Here is a 22,540-nt window from a genome sequence, read left to right on the forward strand (position 1 = left end):
GCGAGATCGTCCGAAAACCAGAAATCCACACCTGACTGGAACAGAAAGGCCGCAAATCCCGCCACCAGCAAAGTCGGCACCGCCGCCACAATCGAAAAGAAGAACACAAGCCGCACATGCAGCCGAGCCGTGCTGCCGGCCGCACGGCGCATGGCGAGCCTTCGCCCAACAAGCACCAGGATCGCCATCGCGGGAACGAGCGTTGCAATCAGCAGCAACGACGCTTGCAAGGTGGGCAGCAATTCGCCCGCTTGCCGGTCACCCGAATATGTCAAATATGTCGCAGTGATAGCCGCGATAAGGGCAATGAGGGAGGCCGCTTCCAGCCATGCAAAGATGTTCGCCTTTCGCGAAGAGACGATAAAACGCCGCCACCAGCGCGGCGAGTGACGCGGCGCAAGAGTTCCGGGATCAGCGGGCATGTCCATCGTGGCTTAGTTACAACGCCACTGTGTCTTTCATGCAAGTGAAAAACGCCGCACTGTCCTAAAAACTACGTCAAAGCGGTCTTGCGAAGCGATCAGGCACGATGTCGAGCTCAACGATGCGTTTGCGCAACGTATTGCGATTGATACCCAACCATTGGGCAGCGCGCAGTTGATTACCGCTTGTCTGGCCCAGCGCGTGTTCGATCAGCGGCTTTTCAAACGCGGCCAGCACGCTGTGATAGACGGTGCCCTGCGCAGGGCTTTCGCTTTCGAGCCAAAAGGACAAAGCGGAGGCAAAACCCGGCTCGTTTGCCTCGCCTGAAAGGCCAAGGCCGATGGGCGTTTCATCGCCAATAATGTCAGCCAGGCTTTGCGCGTCGATCATGTCCTCGCGCGCCATCAGAGCGAGGCGAAAAACCACATTGCGCAATTCGCGCACATTGCCGCGCCACTGGCGGGCTTCCAACATAGCCAAGGCATCAGCGGTTAGGTTGCGCCTGGGCAATCCTTCTTCGGCTGCGCGGATAAAGAAATGCTGCACCAGCTCGCCAATATCCTCGCGCCGCTCGCGCAAAGGCGGCAGTTCAATCGGGACCACATTGAGCCTATAGAACAAATCTTCGCGGAAACCGCCCGATGCAATCAAAGGCGCCAGATCGCGATTGGTCGCTGCAACAATGCGGACATCCACCGCGATTTCCTGCCGCCCGCCAACGCGCCGGATCCGGCCCGATTGAAGCGCGCGCAGCAGCCGGGTTTGCGCGTCTGCCGGCATGTCGCCGATTTCATCGAGGAACAAGGTGCCGCCATTGGCCTGTTCAAATTTGCCGATTGCCTGCGCAATAGCGCCTGTAAACGCGCCCTTTTCGTGACCGAACAGCTCGCTTTCAATAAGATCAGCAGGGATCGCAGCGGTGTTGACCGCGACAAATGGCCCAGTGCGCCGGTTGCCCAATTGATGGATCGCCTCTGCGACCAGTTCTTTGCCCGTGCCGCTTTCGCCAGTAATCAGCACGGTTAGATCATTGCGCAAAACGCGGGTGATCATCCGGTAAACAGATTGCATCGCCGGGCTGCGCCCAACCAGCGGCAAGCCATCGCCATCGGCTGTGATTTCGTCGGGAATGGCCTGCGCCATTTTGCGCTGACCTGCGGCCTTGCACACGGTCTGGACCAATTCATCAAGGTCGAAAGGTTTGGGAAAATACTCAAACGCATCGCTGTCGCTGGCGCGCACCGCAGTATCGAGAGTGTTTTGCGCTGACAGAACGATCACGGGCATGTCGGCGGCCGCGCTCTGCACTGCATCAAGGCTGGCCAGACCATCGCCATCATCCAGCATCACATCGGTGAGCATCACATCGTATGGGCCATCAGCCAAAAGCTCATCACGCCGCGCAATGCTGGTGCAATGGCTGATCGCAAAGCCTTCGTCTTCCAAAGCGGCGATAATGACAGTGGCAATGGCGCGGTCATCTTCAACCAGCAGGATGCTGGCAGCGCCATCCGGGCCTGAACTGATTTGGGTCATGTCGGCCTCATCCCTTGCCCGTTGCCAGCGGCAGATGCAGCCGGAAATGCGTAAGCCGTGCGCGGGCATCGCGTTCGTGGCCGATATTGCCGTTCATATCGCGCACCAGCTTGCGCACCAAAGCCAGCCCCAGCCCCTGGCCCGATTGTTTGGAGGATACGAAGGGTTCGAAGACATAATCACGCATGGCCGGATCAATCCCGGTGCCGTTGTCGCTAATCGTGATTTCAATCGGCAGCTTGACCGCACGGCCCAGCCTGATCGCGCTGAAAGCAAGCCCGCTGACAAACCGGGTCTGCACAGTGACGCGCGCCGGATCGCCTTCATGATGATTGGCCAAAGCGGCATCGCGGGCGTTTGAGATCAGATTGATAAGAACCTGCTCCAACGCATCCCTATTGGCAAAAACCGGGGGCAAGGAGGGATCAAACTCCTCTGTCATAATGACATCGCTGCTGCCCGATGCCTGCACAATCGCAAGCGCTGAGCGGATCGCCTCGTGCAGATTGCAGGCGGATGCGGGGTCAGGCTTTGACCGGCCCAATTGCTGCATCCGGTCAATCAACCGCGCGATCCGGTCGACCTCATCGGTGATCATCCGGGCGAGCGATTTGTCCTTGTGCGGCAATTTGCGCGCGATCAATTGCGCCGCCCCGCGAATGGCGGCCAGCGGGTTCTTAATCTCATGCGCGAGGATCGACGGCGCTCCCAGCGGGGCATTGTTGCGTTCGCCATAGATAGTGTCGTCATGACCCAGTTCAGACATCGCCACCACGCGCCAGCCATGGCTGGATGGCATGGGCGAAACGGTGAGATTGACTTTCATCTCGCCAGAGCTGGCCGCCACCGTCAATCCGCGCGCCAAAAGGGCAGCATCGGTGTCCTCAATCCGTTCTACCACGCGCGCCTCGGTTATGGCGAGAGCTTGGACGATATGTTTGCCGATCAAGCGTTTTTCGCTTGTTCCCAGCATATTTTCAGCGGCGTGATTAACTTCGGCAATGCGCCCTTCGTGATCGATCAGGATCACCGCAAATATCAGGCCCGCAATCTGGCTGCGCGCATCGGGCCGCGTGTTTGCGGGGGTATCGCCAGGCTCATGGACAGCGTCCGAAGCTGCATCCTGCGGTGCGGGATCGGACACGATTGGCGCCATCACGCAGCTCTGCGATTGAGGAAGGGGGTATAAAACCGTTCGAGTTCGCCCAGCACTTCGTCAGGGTCGTTGATAAAGTTCGCTTTATTCCGCCATTCGGCCGAACCATGCATCCCCTTGGTGTACCAGCCTAGATGCTTGCGCGCGATCTTGGTGCCGACATCGCGGCCATAATGATCGAGCATGCGCTCATAATGCTCAACCACGGTCGCATATTGCAGGTCAAAGCTGGGTGTCGGGATGCTTTCGCCCGTGCGCAGCCAATGCATCACCTGGCCCAAAAGCCAAGGTTTGCCATAGGCCCCGCGCCCGATCATCAGCCCATCCGCGCCCGATTGTTCCAGCGCCTTTGCCGCATCAGCGATGGTGCAGATATCCCCATTGACGATGACAGGGATTGAAACCGCCTCTTTCACTTTGCGGATAAACGACCAATCGGCGCTGCCTTTATACATCTGATTGCGGGTGCGGCCGTGAACGGTGATCATCTTAACCCCCAGATCCTCTGCAATGCGGGCCATTTCAGGGGCGTTGAGGCTTTGGTGATCCCATCCCATGCGCATTTTGACCGTGACGGGCACGTCCACCGCGTTGACGGTCGCTTCCATCAGCTTGGTCGCAAGCGGCACTTCGCGCATCAGGGCAGAGCCTGCCAATTGGCCCACAACCTTGCGCACCGGGCAGCCGAAATTGATGTCGATGATCGCTGCGCCATTGCCTTCTTGCAGCTTGGCCGCCTCCCCCATGCTGACAGGATCGCAGCCCACCAGTTGCATGGAAACGGGCTCTTCGGTTTTGTCCCACTCTGCCTTTTGCACCGATTGGCGCGTCTCGCGGATGGCCGCTTCGCTCGCGATCATTTCGGTTACGTTTAGCCCTGAGCCAAACCGGCGCACGAGCGTGCGAAACGGTTTGTCCGTCACGCCTGTCATGGGCGCAAGGATCACCGGCTCGTCAATCGTGACGGGGCCGACCTTGATCGGCTTTAAGCTGGGAGGAGGGGGTAATGCTGTCATGGGGGTAATTGCCTAATTTATAGGCAGCGCATAGTGGATTGCGAAATTCCCGTCCAGACCCTAAGCGCATCACCTTCATGTTGTCAGATGCCGCCCTCCCCCCATTTGCCGCGATTGTCGTTGCCGCTGGCAAAGGTTTGCGCGTGGGCGGTGACACGCCCAAACAGTTTCGCGACTTTCAGGGAAAGCCTTTGATCCGTCATTCGGTGGAAGCTTTGCTGAACGCTGGTGCATCGCCCGTGCTGGTGGTGGTCGCGAAAGATGCGGCCCAATTCGCTCAAAGCGCGCTTGGCGGCCTCACGGGGATCGCATTCACGCAGGGCGATGACACCCGGCAAGGGTCGGTGCGCAAGGGGCTGGAGGCATTGGCGGATGCTGCTCCTGCACGCGTGCTCATCCATGATGCGGCCCGTCCAGACCTACCTGCCCCGGTGATTGATCGGTTGCTGGCAGGCCTTGAGCAGCACCCCGGCGCCATCCCCACTCTCCCCGTGGTCGATAGCCTGGCCCTTGCCAGCGATGACGGCACCATGGCGGGCAAAGCAGAGCGTGAGGCGCTTCGCCGGGTGCAAACCCCGCAGGCGTTTCGCTTTGCCGATATCCTTGCCGCGCATCGCGCTTGGCAAAGTGCGCTGAATGCAGGCGATGATGCGCAAGTGCTTTCAGCCAGCGGGGGTTCAGTTGCGCTGGTGCAGGGTGACGAACGATTGAAGAAAATCACATTTGCAGAAGACTTTATGGACGCAGCCACTCTCCCCCTGTTCGCATTGGCCAGGGTTATGATGTGCACCGCCTGGCCGAAGGTGAGGAATTGTGGCTGTGCGGCATCAAGCTTGAGCACACGCACGGGCTTGCCGGGCATTCCGATGCTGATGTGGCGCTTCATGCGATCACCGATGCGGTTTTGGGCGCGATTGCTGAAGGGGATATTGGCACCCATTTCCCGCCCAGCGATCCGCAATGGAAAGGGGCACGGTCCTCGCAGTTCCTTGCCCATGCGACGAAGCTGGCAAATGATGCTGGCTATGCGATTGGCAATGTGGATCTGACCATTATCTGCGAAGCGCCCAAAATTGGCCCCCACCGGCCCGCCATGCGCGCAAAAGTGGCCGAGATTATGGGCGCGCACGAAAACGCGGTGAGCATCAAAGCGACCACGACCGAACGGCTCGGCTTTACAGGCCGGGGCGAAGGCATGGCAGCCCAGGCGATTGTCGCATTGCAGCGCCGCTAATTTATCAAGGAAACACCGAATATGAATTCTCCCCTTGTCGCCTTACCGCTTGCTTTGGCCGCATTGGCCAGCGCGCAAACCGCACAGGCGCAGCAAAATTGCGTCGCGCCCCAGGACGTTACCGATATGGTGACCTATGCCGTACCGCTTGCCTTTGATGCAGCGATGCAAAGCTGCGATGCAAAATACGCCGCCGATGGATTTATGAAGACCAAAGGCGGCGATTTCGCCAATCGCTTCCGCGCAAAACAGGATGCGGCATGGCCGGGCGCTTACCGGCTCGGCAAACAGATGATGGCCACCAGAGCCGCTGAGCGCGCAGAGCAAGGCGACGAGGCCGGTGCAGGAATGCTCGAACTCATCGATCAAATGCCCGCAGATCAAGTGCGCCCGTTTTTCGACGGATTCGTGCAGCAAATGATTGCTTCAGAAATCAAGCCTGATACGTGCAGCGATATTGAACGCGGCCTCACATTGCTTGCCCCGCTGCCTGCGGAAAACACCTCAGCCCTTGTCACATTCATCTTTGAGATGAGCGGCGTTAAAGACCCGCAGATCTGCCCGGCCTAGGACCCCTTTATGACCTCTCTGCTTCTCCCCGCCGACATCACCGAGTTGGCGGCCCGCGTCAATGCCGAAAACCAAAAGGCTGGCCGTATGGTTGCCACCGCTGAAAGCTGCACGGGCGGGCTTGTCGCCGGCGCGCTCACTGAAATTGCGGGTTCCTCGGCCGTGCTTGATCGCGGTTTTGTGACCTATTCAAACGAAGCCAAGATGGAGATGCTCGGGGTCAGCAGCGATATCATCGAAACCTTTGGCGCGGTTTCCATCGCGTGCGTGTGGGCCATGGCAACCGGCGCGCTTGAACGATCGGGCGCCGATGTTGCTGTCGCGATCAGCGGGGTTGCAGGCCCCGGCGGCGGCACACAGCTTAAGCCTGTGGGCACCGTCGTCTTCGCGCGGGCGTTTCGCAATCAGGATGGCGAACCCGAAGGCGAATTAAAGCATTTCGATGGCGGCGATGGGCCGGGTGGCCGGGCGAAAATTCGCCATCAGGCGACGGTCTGTGCGCTCGAATTGCTGCTGCCGTAAAGCTCAAAAGCGCGGCTTTCAAATGCGGCGACCATTTTGCGGAAAGCGCGGTCGAAATACTGGCCTGCTAGGCGTTCAAAAATGCGGTTTTTGAATGTAAAATCGACGGTGAATTCGATCTCGCAATCATTGGGGCCAAGCTCGCGAAACTTCCACACATTATCAAGATCGCTCAGCGGTCCGTCGACATAGTGCACCGCGATTTCATTGGGCCGGTCCTTGGCCACGCGTGAGGCAAAGCTCTCGCGCAGGCCTTTGAAACCCACAACCATATCAGCGACCATTTCGGTGTCGGAATTGGAGCGCACGCGCGTGGCGATGACCCAGGGCAAAAACTGGCTGTACCGCCCCACATCCGCAACCAGATCGAACATCTGCTGAGCGCTGTAGGGCAGTTGACGGGTTTCGCGGATGCCGGGCATTACGCGTTCGCTTTGGCCAACTTCGCCTCGCGCGCCGCGCGCATGACGGCAAAATCGTCCCCCGCATGATAGCTCGACCGGGTGAGCGGACTTGAGGCGACCTGCAAGAACCCTTTTGCCCGCGCGATGGAACCGAAGGCGTCAAACGCTTTGGGCGTCACGAATTCCTCGACATTTGCATGTTTGGGCGTGGGCTGGAGATATTGGCCCATTGTGATGAAATCGACCTCGGCGCTGCGCATATCATCCATCACCTGATGCACTTCTAAGCGCTGTTCGCCCAGTCCCAGCATGATGCCCGATTTGGTGAAAATCAGCGGGTTGTGCGCTTTCACTTCCTCCAGCAATCGCAGCGAGGCGTAATAGCGCGCGCCCGGCCGGATCGTGGGGTAAAGCCGAGGAACGGTTTCCAGATTGTGGTTGTAAACGTCCGGGCCAGCAGCGCAGATCGCCTCGACTGCGGGGCGCATTTTGCCGCGGAAATCGGGAGTGAGAATTTCAATTGTCGTATCCGGCGTGTTGCGCCGCAGCGCCTCAATCACTTTCACAAATTGCGACGCGCCGCCATCGGGCAGATCATCGCGGTCAACGCTGGTGATGACAATGTGCTGGAGGCCCATCTTTGCCGCTGCAATCGCGGTGTTTTCAGGCTCCATCGGATCCACTGCGCGCGGCATCCCCGTTTTGACATTGCAGAACGCGCATGCCCGCGTGCACACATCGCCAAGGATCATGACGGTCGCGTGCTTTTTGGTCCAGCATTCCCCGATATTGGGACATGCGGCCTCTTCGCAGACAGTGTTGAGATTGAGATCGCGCATCAAACGGCGCGTTTCATGATACCCCTCGCTCACCGGAGCGCGAACGCGGATCCAATCCGGTTTGCGCTGACGTTTGGGACGGTCTTCGCCTGTTTGCGCAGGCTTGGGCGTATTCGCAAGGTCGTTCATAGAGGTCATCTAGGCGGCACAAGCGGGCGCTGCAAGCGTGCACGCCCTTGCAAAATGAGTAAGTAAGCTGCGGGCAAGCGCATCGCCCCTCTTGCCCCCCTGCCCCCGCATATGCTTATCGCGTATGCCAAGAGGGATACGCACATGCCAGAATATGCCGAATTGCTGAAAGGTTATCGCCGATTTCGCGAGGACACCTATCCGCGCCAGCGCGAGCGTTTTGACCACACCATTGCGGAGGGACAGCATCCCAAAATGCTGGTTATCGGCTGTTCGGACAGCCGGGTTGATCCCGCGCAGATTTTTGACGTTGATCCCGGCGAGATATTCGTTGTGCGCAATGTCGCAGCGCTAGTCCCGCCATACGAAACCACACCGGGCAAGCACGGTGTGTCCGCAGCGGTCGAATATGCGGTGCAAGTTCTCGAAGTCGCTCAGGTGCTTGTCATGGGGCATGGGCGATGCGGCGGATGCAAGGCCGCGCTTGATCAAAGCCTTGCTGGGCACGGACCAGGCGATGGCGGATTTGTCGCGGGCTGGATCAAATTGCTCGATGAGGCGCGCGAACCGGTGGCGCGCAAACACGGAACCGAGGGGCGCAAGGCGGAGCTCGCCATGGAATTTGCAGCCATCCGCCAAAGCCTTGCTAATTTGCGCACTTTCCCTTGGCTCGCCGACAAAGAAGCCAGCGGCGCGCTTAAACTGCGCGGCGCACACTTTTCCATCCGCGAAGGTGTGCTCTATTCGCTCGATGAAGAAACGGGCGAATTTCTGCCCGAAGACTGATTGCCAAGACCGCCCGCACTCTAACGCGCAAAAGGCCCGTGCCAGACAATGCCAGACACTGAACTGAAAAATATCGCTCTGCTGATTGATGCGGACAACACCACGCCTGACGGCATCGACCCCGTCCTCACTGTGATGGCGGAGCTGGGGCAGGTGAACATCCGCCGCGCCTATGGTAATTTTGCCAAAGACAATTTGTCGCGCTGGGACAAGATCACCAACAAATTCGGCATCCGCCCGCAGCAGCAATTCGACGTGTCGAAAGGCAAGAACGCCACCGATATGGCGATGACGATTGATGCGATTGATCTGCTGTATCAAGGCAAAGTTGATGGCTTTGGCCTGATGACATCGGACAGCGATTTCACCCCGCTTGTCACCCGGCTGCGGCAGGACGGCATCCTTGTTTACGGATTTGGCGAAAGCAAAACGCCTGACGCGTTCAAATCGGTGTGCACCCGGTTTATCGACATCAAGAAATTGATCGGCAGCTATGCGGAAGATCGCCAAGGCTCTGACAAGTCGGCGCCGAAAACCAAAGGCGAAGTGCTGGATGAGGATCTGCTGGAGCTGATTACCGCGGCCTATTCCGAGGCAAAGCGCGATGAGAAAGGCTTTGCCCGGCTGCAACAGGTCGGCCAGATCGCAGGCAATAGGTCGAGCTTTGATGTGCGCAATTACGGTTTCAAAAGCCTCAGCGACCTCTTCGAAAGCCTGCCCAATTTCACTCTTGATCGGCGCGCGGGCAATCAGATTTACGTCAAACGCCTGCGGTAATGCGGCGCGCTTTCAGGCAAAGAAAAAGGCGCTGCAACCATCAGGTCGCAGCGCCTTTTTTTGTGTTCAAATCGAACGAAGGCTTAGCCGCCGGTCAGCTCTTGCAAGCTTTGGGTTTGCGGCGCTTCCGGGCTTTGCTCATCAGCATAGGCAATCCACAGCCGCGCAATCGGAGCGCGTGATCCTTCGACCTTGGCAAAAGTTTCGCGGGCTGCGGCAAAATCGCCAAGGCCAGCCTGCGCAATGCCAAGCCGCGTCATCGCTTCGCCTGCATCAACGCCGGGCATGCCCAGCGCTTTGGTGTAAAGCTCTGCCGCTTTCGCGTATTCGCCATAGCTGAGCAAAGCGCTGGCGGCCGCCGTTACAGTGCGCAGCTGGGCTGAACCTTTGCGTGCATCGGCTTCCAGAGCGGGCAGATCAGCCCGGTCAGCGGCGATCCGCGCCGTGGCGGTTTCAAGCGATTCTGACAGATACGAATTGTCGCGCGACACATCGCCCGATGCATAACCCGCCTCGATCACATCTTTCACCTCTTTGGGAAGGCGGCGCGCATCGGCAGCTTCGACATAATAGTCGTAGTCAGCTGCGTCTTTCAAAGCGTCAACCTTGCGGCTCAGACGGAAAAGATCGAGCAATTCCTGGTTTTGGAATTCATTCAGATTGCGCGTCACATTGACGGCATCTTTCCAGTTGGTCGGGCTTGGATAGTCAGCGATCCAACCGAGCACAAAGTCATAGACTTGCGGCGTGATCTCGTTGTTGTACGAGATTTGGATACCGCGGCGATACCAGTTGTCTGGCACTTCTACGCCCTGATTTTTGCGGTCTTTGATCGCGCTATCGAGAAAGGCGAGACCTTCCACGTTCTGCTCTGACGAAAAGAAGTTTTCCGCCATCAAGATTTGCATATCAGCAGCGCTCACCGTTTCTGATGAGTAATTCATGTTGATAGCCTGCTGCAGATAATTGCGGGCTTTGCCGAAATCCTGCTGCGCATTGGCCAATTGATAGGCGATAAAGTTAAAGCGCGGCAGCCGGTCAATTGCGACCTTGCCGCTTGCGAGCATCAATTCCATGCCCTGCAATTGCATGGCCTGATCTTTCGCACCGATACCGGCGTTGAACATCATCCCGCCAAGCGCGTTCTTGTCATCCGGCGTCGCGGCGAGAGGCACAAGCGCCATAACTTGCGGCTTAAGCGCGGCGGCATCAGCGCCCTCGACCTTAAGCGCTTCATCCACAGGCTGAAAGGCTGCGACAAATGCCTCGGTGTAGTCAGGCTTGCCCTCTTTCTTCTTCTTTTTCTTGCGCTGTGCATGCGCCTCTGCGGGCATAACAGCAGTCGCAACGACAGCTGTTCCAGTGGCAAGCGCAATCGCCAATGCGATGCCTGAAAACGGCTTTTTCGCGGGCGAAAGGCGCGGTGTGGTGATGGTCATCCTGGTGTGTCCTCCTTAAGGATTGTTACGATGCCTGCGTCTTTGGCGGCAGGCTGGAATCAATTTTCGAAAGCACATTTGGACGTGCATTCCGTCATTTGCAATTCCTTGTAGGCGAACTGGGCTGAACGGCCTTTGAATGGTGAAAAAATGGTTAGCCATTGGCCCTTTGCCGCGCGCAGCTGAGCCAATTGAACGAAACGCACGGGCACTTGTGGAAAACGGCTGTGTGTTCCAACTTCGTTCCTGTCACGCGGTGGTAATATCCGTGCATTGGGCCTACCTTCATTTTGACGATAAATTGAACCAATTTGATCAGAAACGGCCCCTCTTTTGAGCGATAGCGACACCATCGACCCCGCCCTGCCCGCAGTACCGGGAGATTTCGAACGCATCGACATCGTCGATGAGATGAAGACGAGCTATCTCGATTACGCGATGAGCGTGATTGTCAGCCGCGCTTTGCCCGATGTGCGCGACGGATTGAAACCGGTGCACCGCCGGATTTTGTATGCCGCGCAAGTGGGCGGCTACACTTCCACCAAGCCATACCGCAAATCGGCCAAGATTGTCGGTGAAGTGATGGGTTCATACCACCCCCATGGTGACAGCGCGATTTACGATGCGCTTGCTCGGATGACGCAGCATTGGTCTTTGCGCGTGCCGCTGATCGATGGTCAGGGCAATTTCGGTTCGATGGACCCCGATCCGCCAGCGGCGATGCGGTACACCGAAAGCCGCCTTGCCAAAGTGGCCGAAGCGCTGCTGACCGATATCGACAAGGATACGGTCAATTTTCAGGACAATTACGACGGGACTGAAAAAGAACCGACGGTTCTGCCAGCGCGCTTCCCCAACCTGCTTGTCAATGGCGCAGGCGGGATTGCGGTTGGGATGGCCACCAATGTGCCGCCGCACAATCTGGGCGAAGTGATTGATGGCTGCCTTGCCTTCATGGACAATCCGGCGATCACATCAGAGGAATTGATCGAATACATCCCCGGCCCTGATTTCCCGACAGCGCCGCTGATCCTAGGGTCCAGCGGGGCGAAATCGGCATACACAACCGGGCGCGGGTCAATTCTGATGCGCTGCCGTCATGAGATTGAAACACGCTCTGGCGACCGCGAAACCATTGTATTCACGTCCATTCCCTATCAGGTTGGCAAGTCCAATCTGGTTGAGAAGATCGCTGAGGCGGCCAAGGAAAAGCGGATTGAGGGTGTTTCCGACATCCGCGATGAAAGCTCCCGCGAAGGCGTGCGGGTTGTTGTTGATCTGAAACGTGATGCCACGGCCGAAGTGGTGCTGAACCAGATCTGGCGGCACACTCCGGCGCAATCGGGTTTCCCGGCCAATATGCTCGCCATTCGCGGGGGCCGGCCCGAAACGCTGATGCTGCGCGATTTCATTCAGGCGTTCATCCAGTTCCGCGAAGAGGTCATCACCCGGCGCACCAAATTTGAGCTCAACAAGGCCCGCGAACGCGCGCATATCTTGCTGGGTCTGGTGGTTGCGGTCTCTAACCTTGATGAAGTGGTCGCGATCATTCGCGGCGCGCCCAATCCAGCGACTGCGCGCGAAAGGCTGCTCGCCAAGGAATGGCCGATTGGCGATATCGCGCAATATATCCAACTGGTCGAAGCGATTGAGCCCAGCGCAGATCAGGAAGGCGGCACTTACACCCTGTCCGAACGGCAAGTGCGCGCCATTCTGGAACTAAGACTGCACCGCCTGACCGCGCTGGGCCGCGATGAAATTGGCGATGAATTAAAAGAGCTTGCGACCCAAATCGAAGAATTGCTCTCAATTCTGGCGGACCGCGTCAAATTGTACGGGGTGATGCGCGAAGAGCTGGAGGAAATCCGCGCCACTTACGCAACCCCGCGCGTCTCTGAAATTGCGCCTGCATGGGATGGTCTTGAAGATGAAGACCTGATCGAGCGCGAAGAAATGGTCGTCACCGTCACCCATGACGGATATATCAAACGCACCCCGCTCTCCACCTTCCGCGCGCAAAATCGCGGCGGCAAGGGGCGTGCGGGCATGTCCACCAAGGACGAAGATGCCATCGCTGAGATGTTCGTCACATCGACGCACACGCCGGTGCTGTTCTTCTCAACCGCGGGCAAGGTTTACCGGCTCAAAGTGTGGAAATTGCCCGAAGGCGGGCCTGCCACGCGCGGGCGGCCGATTGTGAATATGCTCCCATCGCTTGATGATGGGGAGACAATTCGAACGGTTCTGCCTCTGCCTGAGGACGAGGCGGAATGGTCTGCACTGTCCGTGGTGTTCGCCACCGCCAAAGGCAGCGTGCGGCGCAATTCGATGGATAGCTTCACGAATATCCCCTCCAACGGGAAATTCGCGATGAAATTCGATGGTGAAAGCGAAGACAAGCTCATCGGGGTTGCTCTGCTTGAGGAAGGCGACGATGTGCTGCTAGCCACGCGCATGGGCAAAGCAATCCGGTTTGCTGGCGAGGATGTGCGCGAGTTCACATCGCGGACATCAACCGGCGTAAGAGGTATGAAATTCAAGGAAGAAGGCGACGAAGTTGTCTCGCTTTCTATCCTTGCAGGCGGGTCGGCCACACCGGAAGAACGCGACACCTATCTGAAAGTCGCCCCGTGGAAAGCGGATGAGGATGCCCCGCCGCTATCCGAGGATCACGAACGCATGGCAGGCGAAGAGGAGTTTATCCTCACCGTGTGCGCCAATGGTTATGGCAAGGTATCAAGCTCATACGAATATCGGCGCGCAGGGCGCGGCGGCATGGGTATCACCAATATCGATAACATTGCGCGCAATGGCCCGGTTGTGGCTAGCTTTACCGTGAGTTCAGGTGAGCAATTGATGCTGGTGACCGATCAGGCGAAACTCATCCGCATCGGCCTTGATAGCCTGCGCGTGATGGGCAGGAACACGGCCGGGGTGCGTCTGTTCACGGTGGGCAAGAACGAACAAATCGTCAGCGCGGTGAAGATCGAAGAGCCTGAAGAAGACGCAGCGGAATGCGAAGCGGCAGAAGGCGAGGAAAACACTGAAGCCGGAACAACGGCTGATGGCGCATCGGACACGTCAAACACCGACAGCTAAGAATGATGCATTTGGCGCGGCCATAGGGGCCCTTTTCCCCAAGGTGTTGCGCCAAACGCATCATTTATAGTCCCGATTGCACTCACCTGTCAGGCATCAAAATGCTATCTCTCCCTGCGACATAAAGGGAGTGCGTCATGCATGACATTGAGCTTGATCCCGCCCGCCTGAAACGCGCTGTTCGGCGCGTCAAATGGCGCGATTTGACCCAAATGCGCGCGCGCGACGGGCTGCGTGAATGTCTGCACCCTGTCCCTTGGCTGATCCTTGGTCTTGCCCTGTTTCATTGGGGATATTGGCCGCTGGCCATGGCGGCTGAATTTATGTTCTTCCTCACCGCTCTCAGGCTCAACCACGAGGCGATCCATCACAATCTGGGCTTTGGCGCTCGGGGGCACCGGCTCGTTCTGCATGCTCTCAGCGTGGTCATGCTGGGCAGCAACAATTCGGTCGCGTTCAACCATTTGCGCCATCATCAGCACATAAACACCGATCAAGACCTTGAGGGCAAAGCCGGCCAGATGAGCCTGTGGCAAGTGTTGCTTTATGGGCCTTTATTCCCGTTCGAATGCCACATTGCAGCGCTCAGCGAAGGCGGGCCTGCGTGGCGGCGGCGCGTTATGATTGATCTTGCGCTTAATCTGGTGATGCCTCTGCTTGCCTTTGGGTTCGGCCTTACATTTATCATCTGGCACTGGCTGATGATGCTGGCCGCACAATGCTTTACCGCCCTGTTCGCGGTGTGGATCACTCATCGCGGTTGCAGCGAAAGCGCCTTGGTCGCGCGCAGCCAGCGCGGGCGGATGGTGAATGCGGTGAGCTATAATATGTTCTTCCATTTGGAGCATCACCTCTTCCCCGCTGTCCCTGTGCGCCATCTGCCCGAACTTGCCCGCAGGCTTGAGCGCGAGGAACCCGCCCTTGCGAAAGCGGTGCGGCCTGTTCTGGGCGCGTAACGCGCGGATTGCAGGTTGCGCGCCGCCCGCCTACATGGCGCTGCATGGCAACAGATGTTCACATAATAGGCGGCGGTTTGGCCGGATCAGAAGCAGCCTGGCAGCTCGCCCAGCGCGGTGTCCGGGTGAAACTGTCTGAAATGCGCGGCGCGCCGGCGGAAAGCGGCGGCGAGATGACGCCTGCGCATCAGACCGATGGTCTGGCGGAACTGGTGTGTTCGAACAGTTTTCGCTCTGACAATGACGAAAGCAATGCAGTGGGCCTGCTGCACCATGAGATGCGCAGCCTGGACAGCATCGTCATGCGCGCAGGCGAAGTGGCGCGCGTGCCTGCTGGCAGCGCCATGGCGGTGGACCGCGATGTGTTTTCCGCCGAGGTTCAAAAAGCCCTGACTAGCCATCCCAATATCGAAATTGTGCGCGAGCGGGTCGATGCTCTGCCCTCATCCGGATTGACCATTGTGTCCACCGGGCCGCTAACTGCTGCCAGCCTCGCCCGCAGCATTGTAAGCGCAACGGGCGAAGAACGGCTCGCTTTTTTCGATGCCATTGCGCCCATCGTTCACCGCGACAGCATCGATATGTCCAAATGCTGGATCCAGTCGCGCTGGAACAAGACCACCGAGGCTTCCAACGAAGATGGCGATTACATCAATTGCCCGATGACAAAAGAGCAATATCTCGCATTTCATGCAGGGCTGATTGATGGCGAGAAAAGCGATTTCAAAGAGTGGGAAAAGGATACGCCCTATTTCGATGGGTGCATGCCGATTGAAGTCATGGCGTCACGCGGGGTGGAAACCCTGCGTTATGGACCGATGAAAGGTGTCGGATTGGACAATCCCTATGCCGCGACAGAAGAACACCCCGAAGGCACCTGGCCCTATGCCGTCGTGCAGCTGCGGCAGGATAACAAGCTTGGCACTTTGTGGAACATGGTGGGGTTCCAGACCAAGCTGAAATATGGCGCGCAGGTCGAATTGTTCCGCACCATTCCGGGGCTGGAGAATGCTGAATTTGCCCGGCTTGGCGGATTGCATCGCAACACGTTCCTCAATTCTCCCGAAGTGCTGGACCGGCAATTGCGCTTAAAAGCCGCGCCGCATATCCGCTTTGCTGGCCAGGTAACGGGATGCGAGGGCTATGTCGAAAGCGCAGCGATTGGGCTGGTTGCTGGCATGATGGCAGCGGCGGAATTGGCGGGCAGAGATTGGGAACCGCTTCCCCCGACAACAGCCATGGGCGCCTTGCTAAGCCATATCACCGGCGATGCGGATAAAGCGACCTTTCAACCGATGAATGTCAATTTCGGACTGTTCCCGCCGCTGCACGAAGTGAAGAAGAAGCAGCGCAAACAGGCCTATACAGACCGCGCCAAAGCTGATCTGGCGAGCTGGATCGCAGGGTCTAAAACGCCTGTGCTCGCATAAACCCCGTGCTCGCATAAGCCATTAACAGCGGCACGCGGGTTTCTTGGGCTTTTTCTTTGGTGCAGTTGTGGCAAATTCAGCCGGGGTCAGCTTGCCATTGCCATTGCCATCGGCCTTTGCGAACCGGTCTGAGGTGGTTTTGGCCCATTCCTCAAATGTCAGCAGATTGTTGCCGTCCACATCGAGTTTGCGAAACGCATCGGAGCGGGTGGAAAGCATTTCATTGCGCGTGATCTCGCGGTCGCGGTTGCGATCATAGCGAAAGAACCGGCGCTCCTCGCGCGTCAGCTCGCTGGCGGTGGGCGGCGCGGGGCCTGTCATTTCGCCCGGATCAACTTCGGGCAATTCTTCTGGCGGGGGCGCTTCTTCTTCGGGTTCGGGCGGCGCAGGGGCGTTTTGCTCTACCTGAGCGCGGCCCTGCCACCAGTAAACGCCGACGCTGGCGATCACCAATCCTGCAAACAATCCCAATATAGCCTGACGCATCCCGGCCCCTTTTCATGCGGTCAATGCGGCACAATAGCGGCTATTGGCGGAGCGCTGCGATTAACGTCCTGTAATCGCCGCTCGCATGGCAACAATCGATGCGCCGCGCCCCTCCATCAGAGGCCGGCCTCCGCGCACCAACGCACGGTGGCCCAAAGCGCCCAGCACTGCCAATCCGCGCGCATTCCGGGGCAATCGCCCCTGCGGTCGATCTTTCTCCAATGCCAGCGTGACCAGCAATTCACGCTCCTCTTCCAGCGACACTTTCGCCGCGAGGTCTGCCAAAGCCCAATGCCATGCGGCGACCCGCGCGAACGCATAGGAGCTGTGGGAGGCATCGATCGAGACAGCCGCCAGCATGGCGTCGCACCGCCCACTGGCAAAGGCTGCCGCGTCTTTTTCGCGCAAGGGCGGCTCGGCCAAGAGATGCTCCCACCCATCCACCAAAGGCACAAGATCGCCTGCCCTGCCCTGCCAATGCACCTTTATCGCATCCAGAACCGCATCGCCCTGCGGCCAGCTATCGGGCGCGCTGCCCAGCATATCGCGCCACCATGCAAGCCTCATCTGGCCCAGCATCGGCTCGCTTGTGCCCGCCACCAATCGGGCGAGCCGTGCGTCCAGTTCCAGCAACGTCCTTAACGTGCCGCGAAGGGTTTGCCCGGTATGGGCCGCAGCCAGCGCCGCTTCATCGGGCAAGGATTCTGATGGGATCTCGGACACGCGGGACAACGCGTAGCTTGGGATTGCAAGGGTTTGTCAAGCTTTCTGGCCTAATTCACCAAAACACAGACCGATTTAACAACCTGATACAGCTTTCATACTTTCTTAACCAAGGCCGTTCGGAATGCGGTTACCCGGCAGCGCTAAGCCTTGCTGACGTAATTATAACTCCGTCCCGTTCCCCCAGGGGGACAACGCACAAGGAACGCAGCCAATGGGCACGCAACCGACACATCGCAGCACCTTTCTGCGCACACTGCTGAATGACACCTCGGCCAACACGATTGTGATTGCCGCTGCTTCGCTGATCCCGCTGATCGGTATGGTCGGCGGCGCTGTGGATTCCTCGCGGTATTACATGACATCCGCGCGGCTTCAGGCAGCGTGCGATGCAGGGGCACTGGCCGCGCGCCGCGCCATGGTGACGGATGATTTCACATCCGAGCATCGCCAAGTCGGTGAGAATTTCTTCGACCAGAACTATCCCGAAGGCACGTTCGGCCTCGCCAATCTTCAGCGCGCCTATTCCGCCGATCAGGACGGCACAGTAACAGGCACCGCAACGGGCGATCTGCCAACCAGCCTGATGGGCATTTTCGGATATGAAGAGTTTGATTTGACGGTTAGCTGCACGGCTGACATCAACATTTCCAACACCGACATCATGTTTGTGTTGGATACAACCGGCTCGATGGGTTCCACCATGGGTTCTGGCACGCGCATGACCGCGCTGCGCACGGCCGTGATGAATTTCTATGACACAGTGGAAACCGCGACATCGAACAGCGCGCAAGTGCGCTACGGCGTGGTGCCCTATTCGCAGCTTGCCAATGTTGGCGGCTCCATCCCGACACAATTCATGGCCAACACGCACACATATCAATCGCGCGTTGCCGAGTTTACCAAGGAAAGAGTGGCTGTCGATAATCCCGGTGATTGGGAGTTTGAATCGGCCACAATCGTCCGCCTGAGGTTGCAACGCCGAGATGATTTAGTCCGTACAGACGTAACCGATACCTTCAGCAATATTGGCAACAACAATTGCCGCCGGCGCAAACCGTCCGATTATAACGAGTTCGTCGATGAACTGGGGCCTTACGGTTTCCAATGGCGCCGCACCGAAGGCAATATCCGGCGGACACGGTATAACGACACCAACGAGGATTTCCTTGTTTACCGCGGCTATGCCAAATTTAACCGCAATCGTGGCGGAGCAAGCCGCACCTGCGAAGTTGGCTACAACGTTTATAACGGCAAAGGCGATGCCTTGTGGGATCTGCGCGAAACTCGTGAGAACATCACGACCGTAGAGGAAGTGATCGAATTCGATCGCTATGTCTATCGTCCGGTTGATCTATCCACTCCACCGGACAACAACCGTGACGGCGATGAAAATATCGACGAACGGCCCAGCTGGAGCCAGGTGAACCTGTCGACACTCTATGATGACAACCGGATCGACATGCCAGTTGGCGAGCAAGGTGCGATGAGTACTTTGACATGGGATGGCTGTGTTGAAGAGGCGCAAACTGTTGCCACAGACACCTTTAGTCCGGTGCCTGCCAACGCGCACGATCTCAACATTAACTTGATCCCGACAACAGAGGTGCAACGCTGGAAACCTGTTTTGCGCGATGCTGTCTGGCGGCGAGAAAACGGCAGCGGTAACACCACAGATTGGCTGTACCAAACCGGCAATGAGCGACGTCCCAATGCCTATGCCTGTCCGCAAGCCGCTTTCCGCCTGACTGATATCACTCGGGGGGATTTGCAGACCTATGTGAACAGTCTGAACCCGAATGGGTTTACCTATCACGATGTCGGTATGATTTGGGGTGCGCGCTTCCTGTCACCGCAGGGCATCTTTGCCGGTGACAACGCAGCAGCGCCTAACGGTGATGCCATTGCCCGCCACATCGTCTTTATGACGGATGGTCGACTGGTCATGAATACGGAAGGATACAGTTCTTACGGTATTGAATGGTGGGACCGCCGAGTAACAGGCAATGGCAGTGATGCCTTCAACCGCCACGCAGCTCGCTTCCAAGCGGCCTGTGCGGCAGCAAGAAACGAGAACATCACTGTTTGGACCGTCGCTTTCGGCACTCCGCTCGATCAGAACCTCATCGATTGTGCATCACCTGGCCGTTCTTACTCTGCCAACGACGCAGAAGCCTTGAACAGCGCATTTCAGGAAATCGCACAGAAAATCGCAGCTTTGAGGCTTACATCGTGATGCGGGTGCCGAATGCACTCTCTCTCTTCGGCAAACAGGGGCTCCGCGATCAACGCGGAGCCACCTTAACCGAATTTGGGTTGGTGGCCCCGATCCTGTGCGTCCTGATCATGGGCATCTTTGACATGGCGCACACGCAATACACCTCATCTTTGGTGAACGGTGCGATGCAGAAAGCGGGCCGGAACCTCACGCTTGAATCGGCTGGTAGCCAAGAAGGCTCAATCGACCAGGCTGTGATCGATCAGGTGAAAGCGGTTACGCCTTCGACTGCCGACGTTCAGCTTCGCAAATTGTCACACTTTGACTTTCGCGATATTGGTGAAGCCGAAGAATTTACCGACACAAACGGCGATGGCACTTGCAATGATGGCGAACCGTTTATCGATGCCAATGATAACGGAACCTGGGATCCAAACCGCGGTGCCGAAGGGATCGGCGGCGCGCGTGATGCTGTGCTTTACACTGCCGTGGTGACCTATCCGCGGCTGTTCCCGATGGCGGGACTGATCGGCCTTCCTGAAGATGTCGAACTGTCCGCATCCACGGTGCTGCGAAACCAGCCTTATGATGAGCAACAGCAGCGAGACTTTGTGGAGAATTGCTCATGACCACATTCGCCGCCAAAATGCGCAAAAAATTCGCCGCAAGCGCGACCAATGCAAAGGCTTTGGCCAAAGACAATTCGGGCCTTGCTCTGATTGAGTTTGCCTACACCATGCCAATCATTCTTGCGCTGGGTATGTTGGGTGCTGAAACGGCCAATTACGTGGTCACGCATATGAAGATCAGCCAGGTCGCGATGCAGGTTGCCGATAGTGCATCTCGCGCTGGCGAACAGGGCGCGCTGGCTCAGCAGCAATTGTTCGAAGATGATATCAATGACGTGTTTATCGGCGCTGAAAAGCTCGGCGGGCGAATTGATATCATGGCGCAAGGGCGGATCATTCTTTCCAGCCTTCAGCAAAACTCAGACGGCGGTCAGGAAATCCGCTGGCAGCGATGCCGAGGCGCAAAGAACCACACGTCTTCCTATGGTGATGCAGGTGATGGAGCGACCGGAACGAGCTTCCCTGGAATGGGCGAATCCGGATCAGAAATAACGGCAGCGCCTGGCACAGCTGTGATGTTTGTGGAACTCTCGTACACTTACGAAGCGCTGACGCCGTTCGATTTCCTTGATGGACGCGAAATTGATTACACGGCGGCGTTCAACGTGCGCAACAATCGCGATCTGACAGGGGTGTTCAACACAAACCCGCCCGAGCCAGTGGCTAGCTGCGCCAATTTCACGACCTAAGCCTTTCAAACAAGGCCTTGCGAGCGCGCATTGCCCCCCTTTGCGCGCTCGCATTTTTCGCACGGTCCGCTGATCAGCTTATGAATAGCAGACCTTTTTAGCTGCGCTGACAATCCGGCTTGGGTCAATCAGCGCAAGCTTTTCCAGATTGGCCGCATAAGGCAGCGGCACATCCTCATTGCACACCCGCAAAACTGGCGCGTCGAGATCGTCGAACCCTTGCTCCATGCAAACCGAGATAATCTCGCTGGCGATGGAGCATGTCGGCCAGCCTTCCTCTGCAACGATAAGACGGTTGGTTTTGGCAAGGCTGGTGAGCACCGTTTGCGTGTCGAGCGGGCGCAAAGTGCGCAGATCGATGACTTCGGCATTTATGCCCTCACCCGCTAGCTCCTCTGCCGCTTCGAGCGCCATGCCAACACCGATGGAATAGCTGACAATCGTAACGTCAGCCCCTTCGCGCATGATCCGCGCTTTACCGATGGGCAGGACATGATCGTCCAGATCAGGCACATCAAAGCTGCGCCCGTAAACCAGCTCGTTTTCAAGGAAGACCACCGGGTCTTCGGTGCGGATGGCCGCTTTCATAAGGCCTTTGGCATCCGCGCTGTCATAGGGCGCGATAACGATCAGGCCCGGAACGCTTGCATACCACGGCCCATAGTTCTGCGAATGCTGCGCGCCCACACGGCTGGCCGCGCCATTGGGCCCGCGAAACACGATCGGGCACCGCATCTGACCGCCCGACATATAATTGGTCTTGGCGGCTGAATTGATGATGTGGTCAATCGCCTGCATGGCAAAGTTGAACGTCATGAACTCCACAATCGGACGCAGGCCGCCCATGGCAGCCCCTGCACCAATCCCGGCAAAGCCATATTCGGTGATCGGCGTGTCGATCACGCGTTTGGGTCCAAATTCATCAAGCAGACCCTGAGTGACCTTATATGCACCCTGATATTCGGCCACTTCCTCACCCATCACGAAAACGCGCGGGTCGCGGCGCATTTCTTCGGCCATGCCGTCGCGCAAAGCTTCACGCACCGATGTGGACGTGAACGGGGTGCCTTCGGGAATGGCGGGATCGGCCTTTGGCGATGATGCCTTGGGCGCTGAGATACCGCCAGGTTCCTCGCGTCCCACATCTTTGCCTTCGCCGGGTGCAGCGTCTTGCTTGGCAGGCGCGGGGGCCGGCGCGGGGGCCGGCGCGGGTTCTGAGGTGGAAGCCTCCTCCCCTTCCCCTTCGAGCATGGCGATCACAGTGCCGACGGCCACGTTTTCCGTGCCTTCCGCGATCATGATTTTGCCCAGAACGCCGTCATCGATGGCTTCAAATTCCATCGTGGCTTTGTCCGTCTCAATTTCAGCAATGATATCGCCCGGCGCAATCGTGTCGCCTTCGGATTTCAGCCATTTGGCCAAAGTGCCTTCTTCCATAGTGGGGGAAAGCGCGGGCATTTTCAGTTCAATTCCCATGGC

At 57.8% G+C, this 22,540-nt stretch carries 19 protein-coding genes and 2 pseudogenes; 11 read left to right on the top strand and 10 right to left on the bottom strand.

What is annotated here, in order from left to right; genetic code table 11:
* Positions 1-65: 65 nt before the first annotated feature.
* The 4 genes and pseudogenes from AC0V6L_RS13670 to dusB all read right to left on the bottom strand — a co-directional run.
* A pseudogene (locus AC0V6L_RS13670) lies at positions 66-428 on the bottom strand (PAS domain-containing sensor histidine kinase); the annotation flags it as partial.
* A 70-nt stretch (positions 429-498) separates the two neighbouring features.
* Positions 499-1,959 (bottom strand): sigma 54-interacting transcriptional regulator, encoded by a 1,461-nt coding sequence (locus AC0V6L_RS13675; protein ID WP_486154735.1) that lies wholly within the window; start codon positions 1,957-1,959, stop codon positions 499-501.
* Positions 1,960-1,966: 7 nt separating this feature from the next.
* Positions 1,967-3,103, bottom strand: coding sequence for a two-component system sensor histidine kinase NtrB (locus AC0V6L_RS13680; protein ID WP_486154736.1), 1,137 nt, complete (start codon positions 3,101-3,103; stop codon positions 1,967-1,969).
* An 11-nt stretch (positions 3,104-3,114) separates the two neighbouring features.
* Positions 3,115-4,131 (bottom strand): tRNA dihydrouridine synthase DusB, encoded by a 1,017-nt coding sequence (gene dusB, locus AC0V6L_RS13685; protein ID WP_486154737.1) that lies wholly within the window; start codon positions 4,129-4,131, stop codon positions 3,115-3,117.
* A 77-nt stretch (positions 4,132-4,208) separates the two neighbouring features.
* Between dusB and AC0V6L_RS13690 the strand changes: the two are divergent.
* The 3 genes and pseudogenes from AC0V6L_RS13690 (at position 4,209) to AC0V6L_RS13700 (ending at position 6,457) form a co-directional block, all read left to right on the top strand.
* Positions 4,209-5,365, top strand: a pseudogene (locus AC0V6L_RS13690) (bifunctional 2-C-methyl-D-erythritol 4-phosphate cytidylyltransferase/2-C-methyl-D-erythritol 2,4-cyclodiphosphate synthase).
* Between the two features lie 21 nt (positions 5,366-5,386).
* Positions 5,387-5,935 (top strand): hypothetical protein, encoded by a 549-nt coding sequence (locus AC0V6L_RS13695; protein ID WP_486154738.1) that lies wholly within the window; start codon positions 5,387-5,389, stop codon positions 5,933-5,935.
* A 9-nt stretch (positions 5,936-5,944) separates the two neighbouring features.
* The gene (locus AC0V6L_RS13700) at positions 5,945-6,457 is read left to right on the top strand and encodes a CinA family protein (protein WP_486154739.1); all 513 of its coding nucleotides are present in this window, start codon (positions 5,945-5,947) and stop codon (positions 6,455-6,457) included.
* Here the strand turns inward: AC0V6L_RS13700 and AC0V6L_RS13705 are convergent.
* Together AC0V6L_RS13705 and lipA are read right to left on the bottom strand one after the other, a co-directional pair.
* Positions 6,418-6,879 (bottom strand): type II toxin-antitoxin system RatA family toxin, encoded by a 462-nt coding sequence (locus AC0V6L_RS13705; protein ID WP_486154740.1) that lies wholly within the window; start codon positions 6,877-6,879, stop codon positions 6,418-6,420. The two genes, AC0V6L_RS13700 and AC0V6L_RS13705, sit on opposite strands and share 40 nt — an antisense overlap.
* Positions 6,879-7,829: a lipoyl synthase gene (gene lipA, locus AC0V6L_RS13710; RefSeq protein WP_486154741.1), complete on the bottom strand. Its 951-nt coding sequence runs from the start codon at positions 7,827-7,829 to the stop codon at positions 6,879-6,881. The genes AC0V6L_RS13705 and lipA overlap by 1 nt, the downstream gene beginning before the upstream one ends.
* A 144-nt stretch (positions 7,830-7,973) precedes the next feature.
* On the opposite strand from lipA, the gene AC0V6L_RS13715 reads away from it, so the two are divergent.
* Together AC0V6L_RS13715 and AC0V6L_RS13720 are read left to right on the top strand one after the other, a co-directional pair.
* Positions 7,974-8,615 carry a carbonic anhydrase gene (locus AC0V6L_RS13715; protein ID WP_486154742.1) on the top strand — a complete coding sequence of 214 codons (642 nt, stop codon included), beginning with the start codon at positions 7,974-7,976 and terminating at the stop codon, positions 8,613-8,615.
* Between the two features lie 48 nt (positions 8,616-8,663).
* Positions 8,664-9,392, top strand: a complete 729-nt coding sequence (locus AC0V6L_RS13720) for an NYN domain-containing protein (protein WP_486154743.1) — start codon at positions 8,664-8,666, stop codon at positions 9,390-9,392.
* 83 nt (positions 9,393-9,475) lie between these two features.
* Here AC0V6L_RS13720 and AC0V6L_RS13725 read toward each other — a convergent pair whose 3' ends face one another.
* The gene (locus AC0V6L_RS13725) at positions 9,476-10,831 is read right to left on the bottom strand and encodes a hypothetical protein (RefSeq protein WP_486154744.1); all 1,356 of its coding nucleotides are present in this window, start codon (positions 10,829-10,831) and stop codon (positions 9,476-9,478) included.
* 411 nt (positions 10,832-11,242) lie between these two features.
* Here AC0V6L_RS13725 and gyrA point away from each other — a divergent pair, with 411 nt between their 5' ends.
* The 3 genes from gyrA (at position 11,243) to trmFO (ending at position 16,316) form a co-directional block, all read left to right on the top strand.
* Positions 11,243-13,930, top strand: a complete 2,688-nt coding sequence (gene gyrA, locus AC0V6L_RS13730; protein WP_486155151.1) for a DNA gyrase subunit A — start codon at positions 11,243-11,245, stop codon at positions 13,928-13,930.
* Between the two features lie 137 nt (positions 13,931-14,067).
* A complete protein-coding gene (locus tag AC0V6L_RS13735; RefSeq protein ID WP_486154745.1) occupies positions 14,068-14,886 on the top strand; it encodes a fatty acid desaturase family protein in 819 nt (272 codons plus the stop codon).
* A gap of 44 nt (positions 14,887-14,930) precedes the next feature.
* Entirely contained in the window at positions 14,931-16,316 is a 1,386-nt protein-coding gene (gene trmFO / locus AC0V6L_RS13740; protein WP_486154746.1) for a methylenetetrahydrofolate--tRNA-(uracil(54)-C(5))-methyltransferase (FADH(2)-oxidizing) TrmFO, read from the top strand.
* Between the two features lie 21 nt (positions 16,317-16,337).
* On the opposite strand, the gene AC0V6L_RS13745 is transcribed toward trmFO, so the two are convergent.
* Positions 16,338-16,802 carry an EF-hand domain-containing protein gene (locus AC0V6L_RS13745; protein ID WP_486154747.1) on the bottom strand — a complete coding sequence of 155 codons (465 nt, stop codon included), beginning with the start codon at positions 16,800-16,802 and terminating at the stop codon, positions 16,338-16,340.
* Positions 16,803-16,862: 60 nt separating this feature from the next.
* Positions 16,863-17,525 carry a hypothetical protein gene (locus AC0V6L_RS13750; protein WP_486154748.1) on the bottom strand — a complete coding sequence of 221 codons (663 nt, stop codon included), beginning with the start codon at positions 17,523-17,525 and terminating at the stop codon, positions 16,863-16,865.
* A 214-nt stretch (positions 17,526-17,739) separates the two neighbouring features.
* On the opposite strand from AC0V6L_RS13750, the gene AC0V6L_RS13755 reads away from it, so the two are divergent.
* From AC0V6L_RS13755 to AC0V6L_RS13765, 3 genes are read left to right on the top strand one after another with little or no spacing between them, the layout of a single operon-like run.
* A complete protein-coding gene (locus AC0V6L_RS13755; RefSeq protein ID WP_486154749.1) occupies positions 17,740-19,761 on the top strand; it encodes a TadE/TadG family type IV pilus assembly protein in 2,022 nt (673 codons plus the stop codon).
* The gene (locus AC0V6L_RS13760) at positions 19,761-20,372 is read left to right on the top strand and encodes a TadE/TadG family type IV pilus assembly protein (protein WP_486154750.1); all 612 of its coding nucleotides are present in this window, start codon (positions 19,761-19,763) and stop codon (positions 20,370-20,372) included. Before AC0V6L_RS13755 ends, AC0V6L_RS13760 begins: the two co-directional genes overlap by 1 nt.
* On the top strand, positions 20,369-21,061 hold the full coding sequence (locus tag AC0V6L_RS13765) for a TadE/TadG family type IV pilus assembly protein (RefSeq protein WP_486154751.1): 693 nt from the start codon (positions 20,369-20,371) through the stop codon (positions 21,059-21,061). The genes AC0V6L_RS13760 and AC0V6L_RS13765 overlap by 4 nt, the downstream gene beginning before the upstream one ends.
* A 78-nt stretch (positions 21,062-21,139) precedes the next feature.
* Here the strand turns inward: AC0V6L_RS13765 and AC0V6L_RS13770 are convergent, their stop codons facing one another.
* Positions 21,140-22,537 (bottom strand): pyruvate dehydrogenase complex E1 component subunit beta, encoded by a 1,398-nt coding sequence (locus AC0V6L_RS13770; RefSeq protein WP_486154752.1) that lies wholly within the window; start codon positions 22,535-22,537, stop codon positions 21,140-21,142.
* Positions 22,538-22,540 lie beyond the last annotated feature (3 nt).

Source organism: Erythrobacter sp. JB1-15 (genome assembly GCF_057365035.1).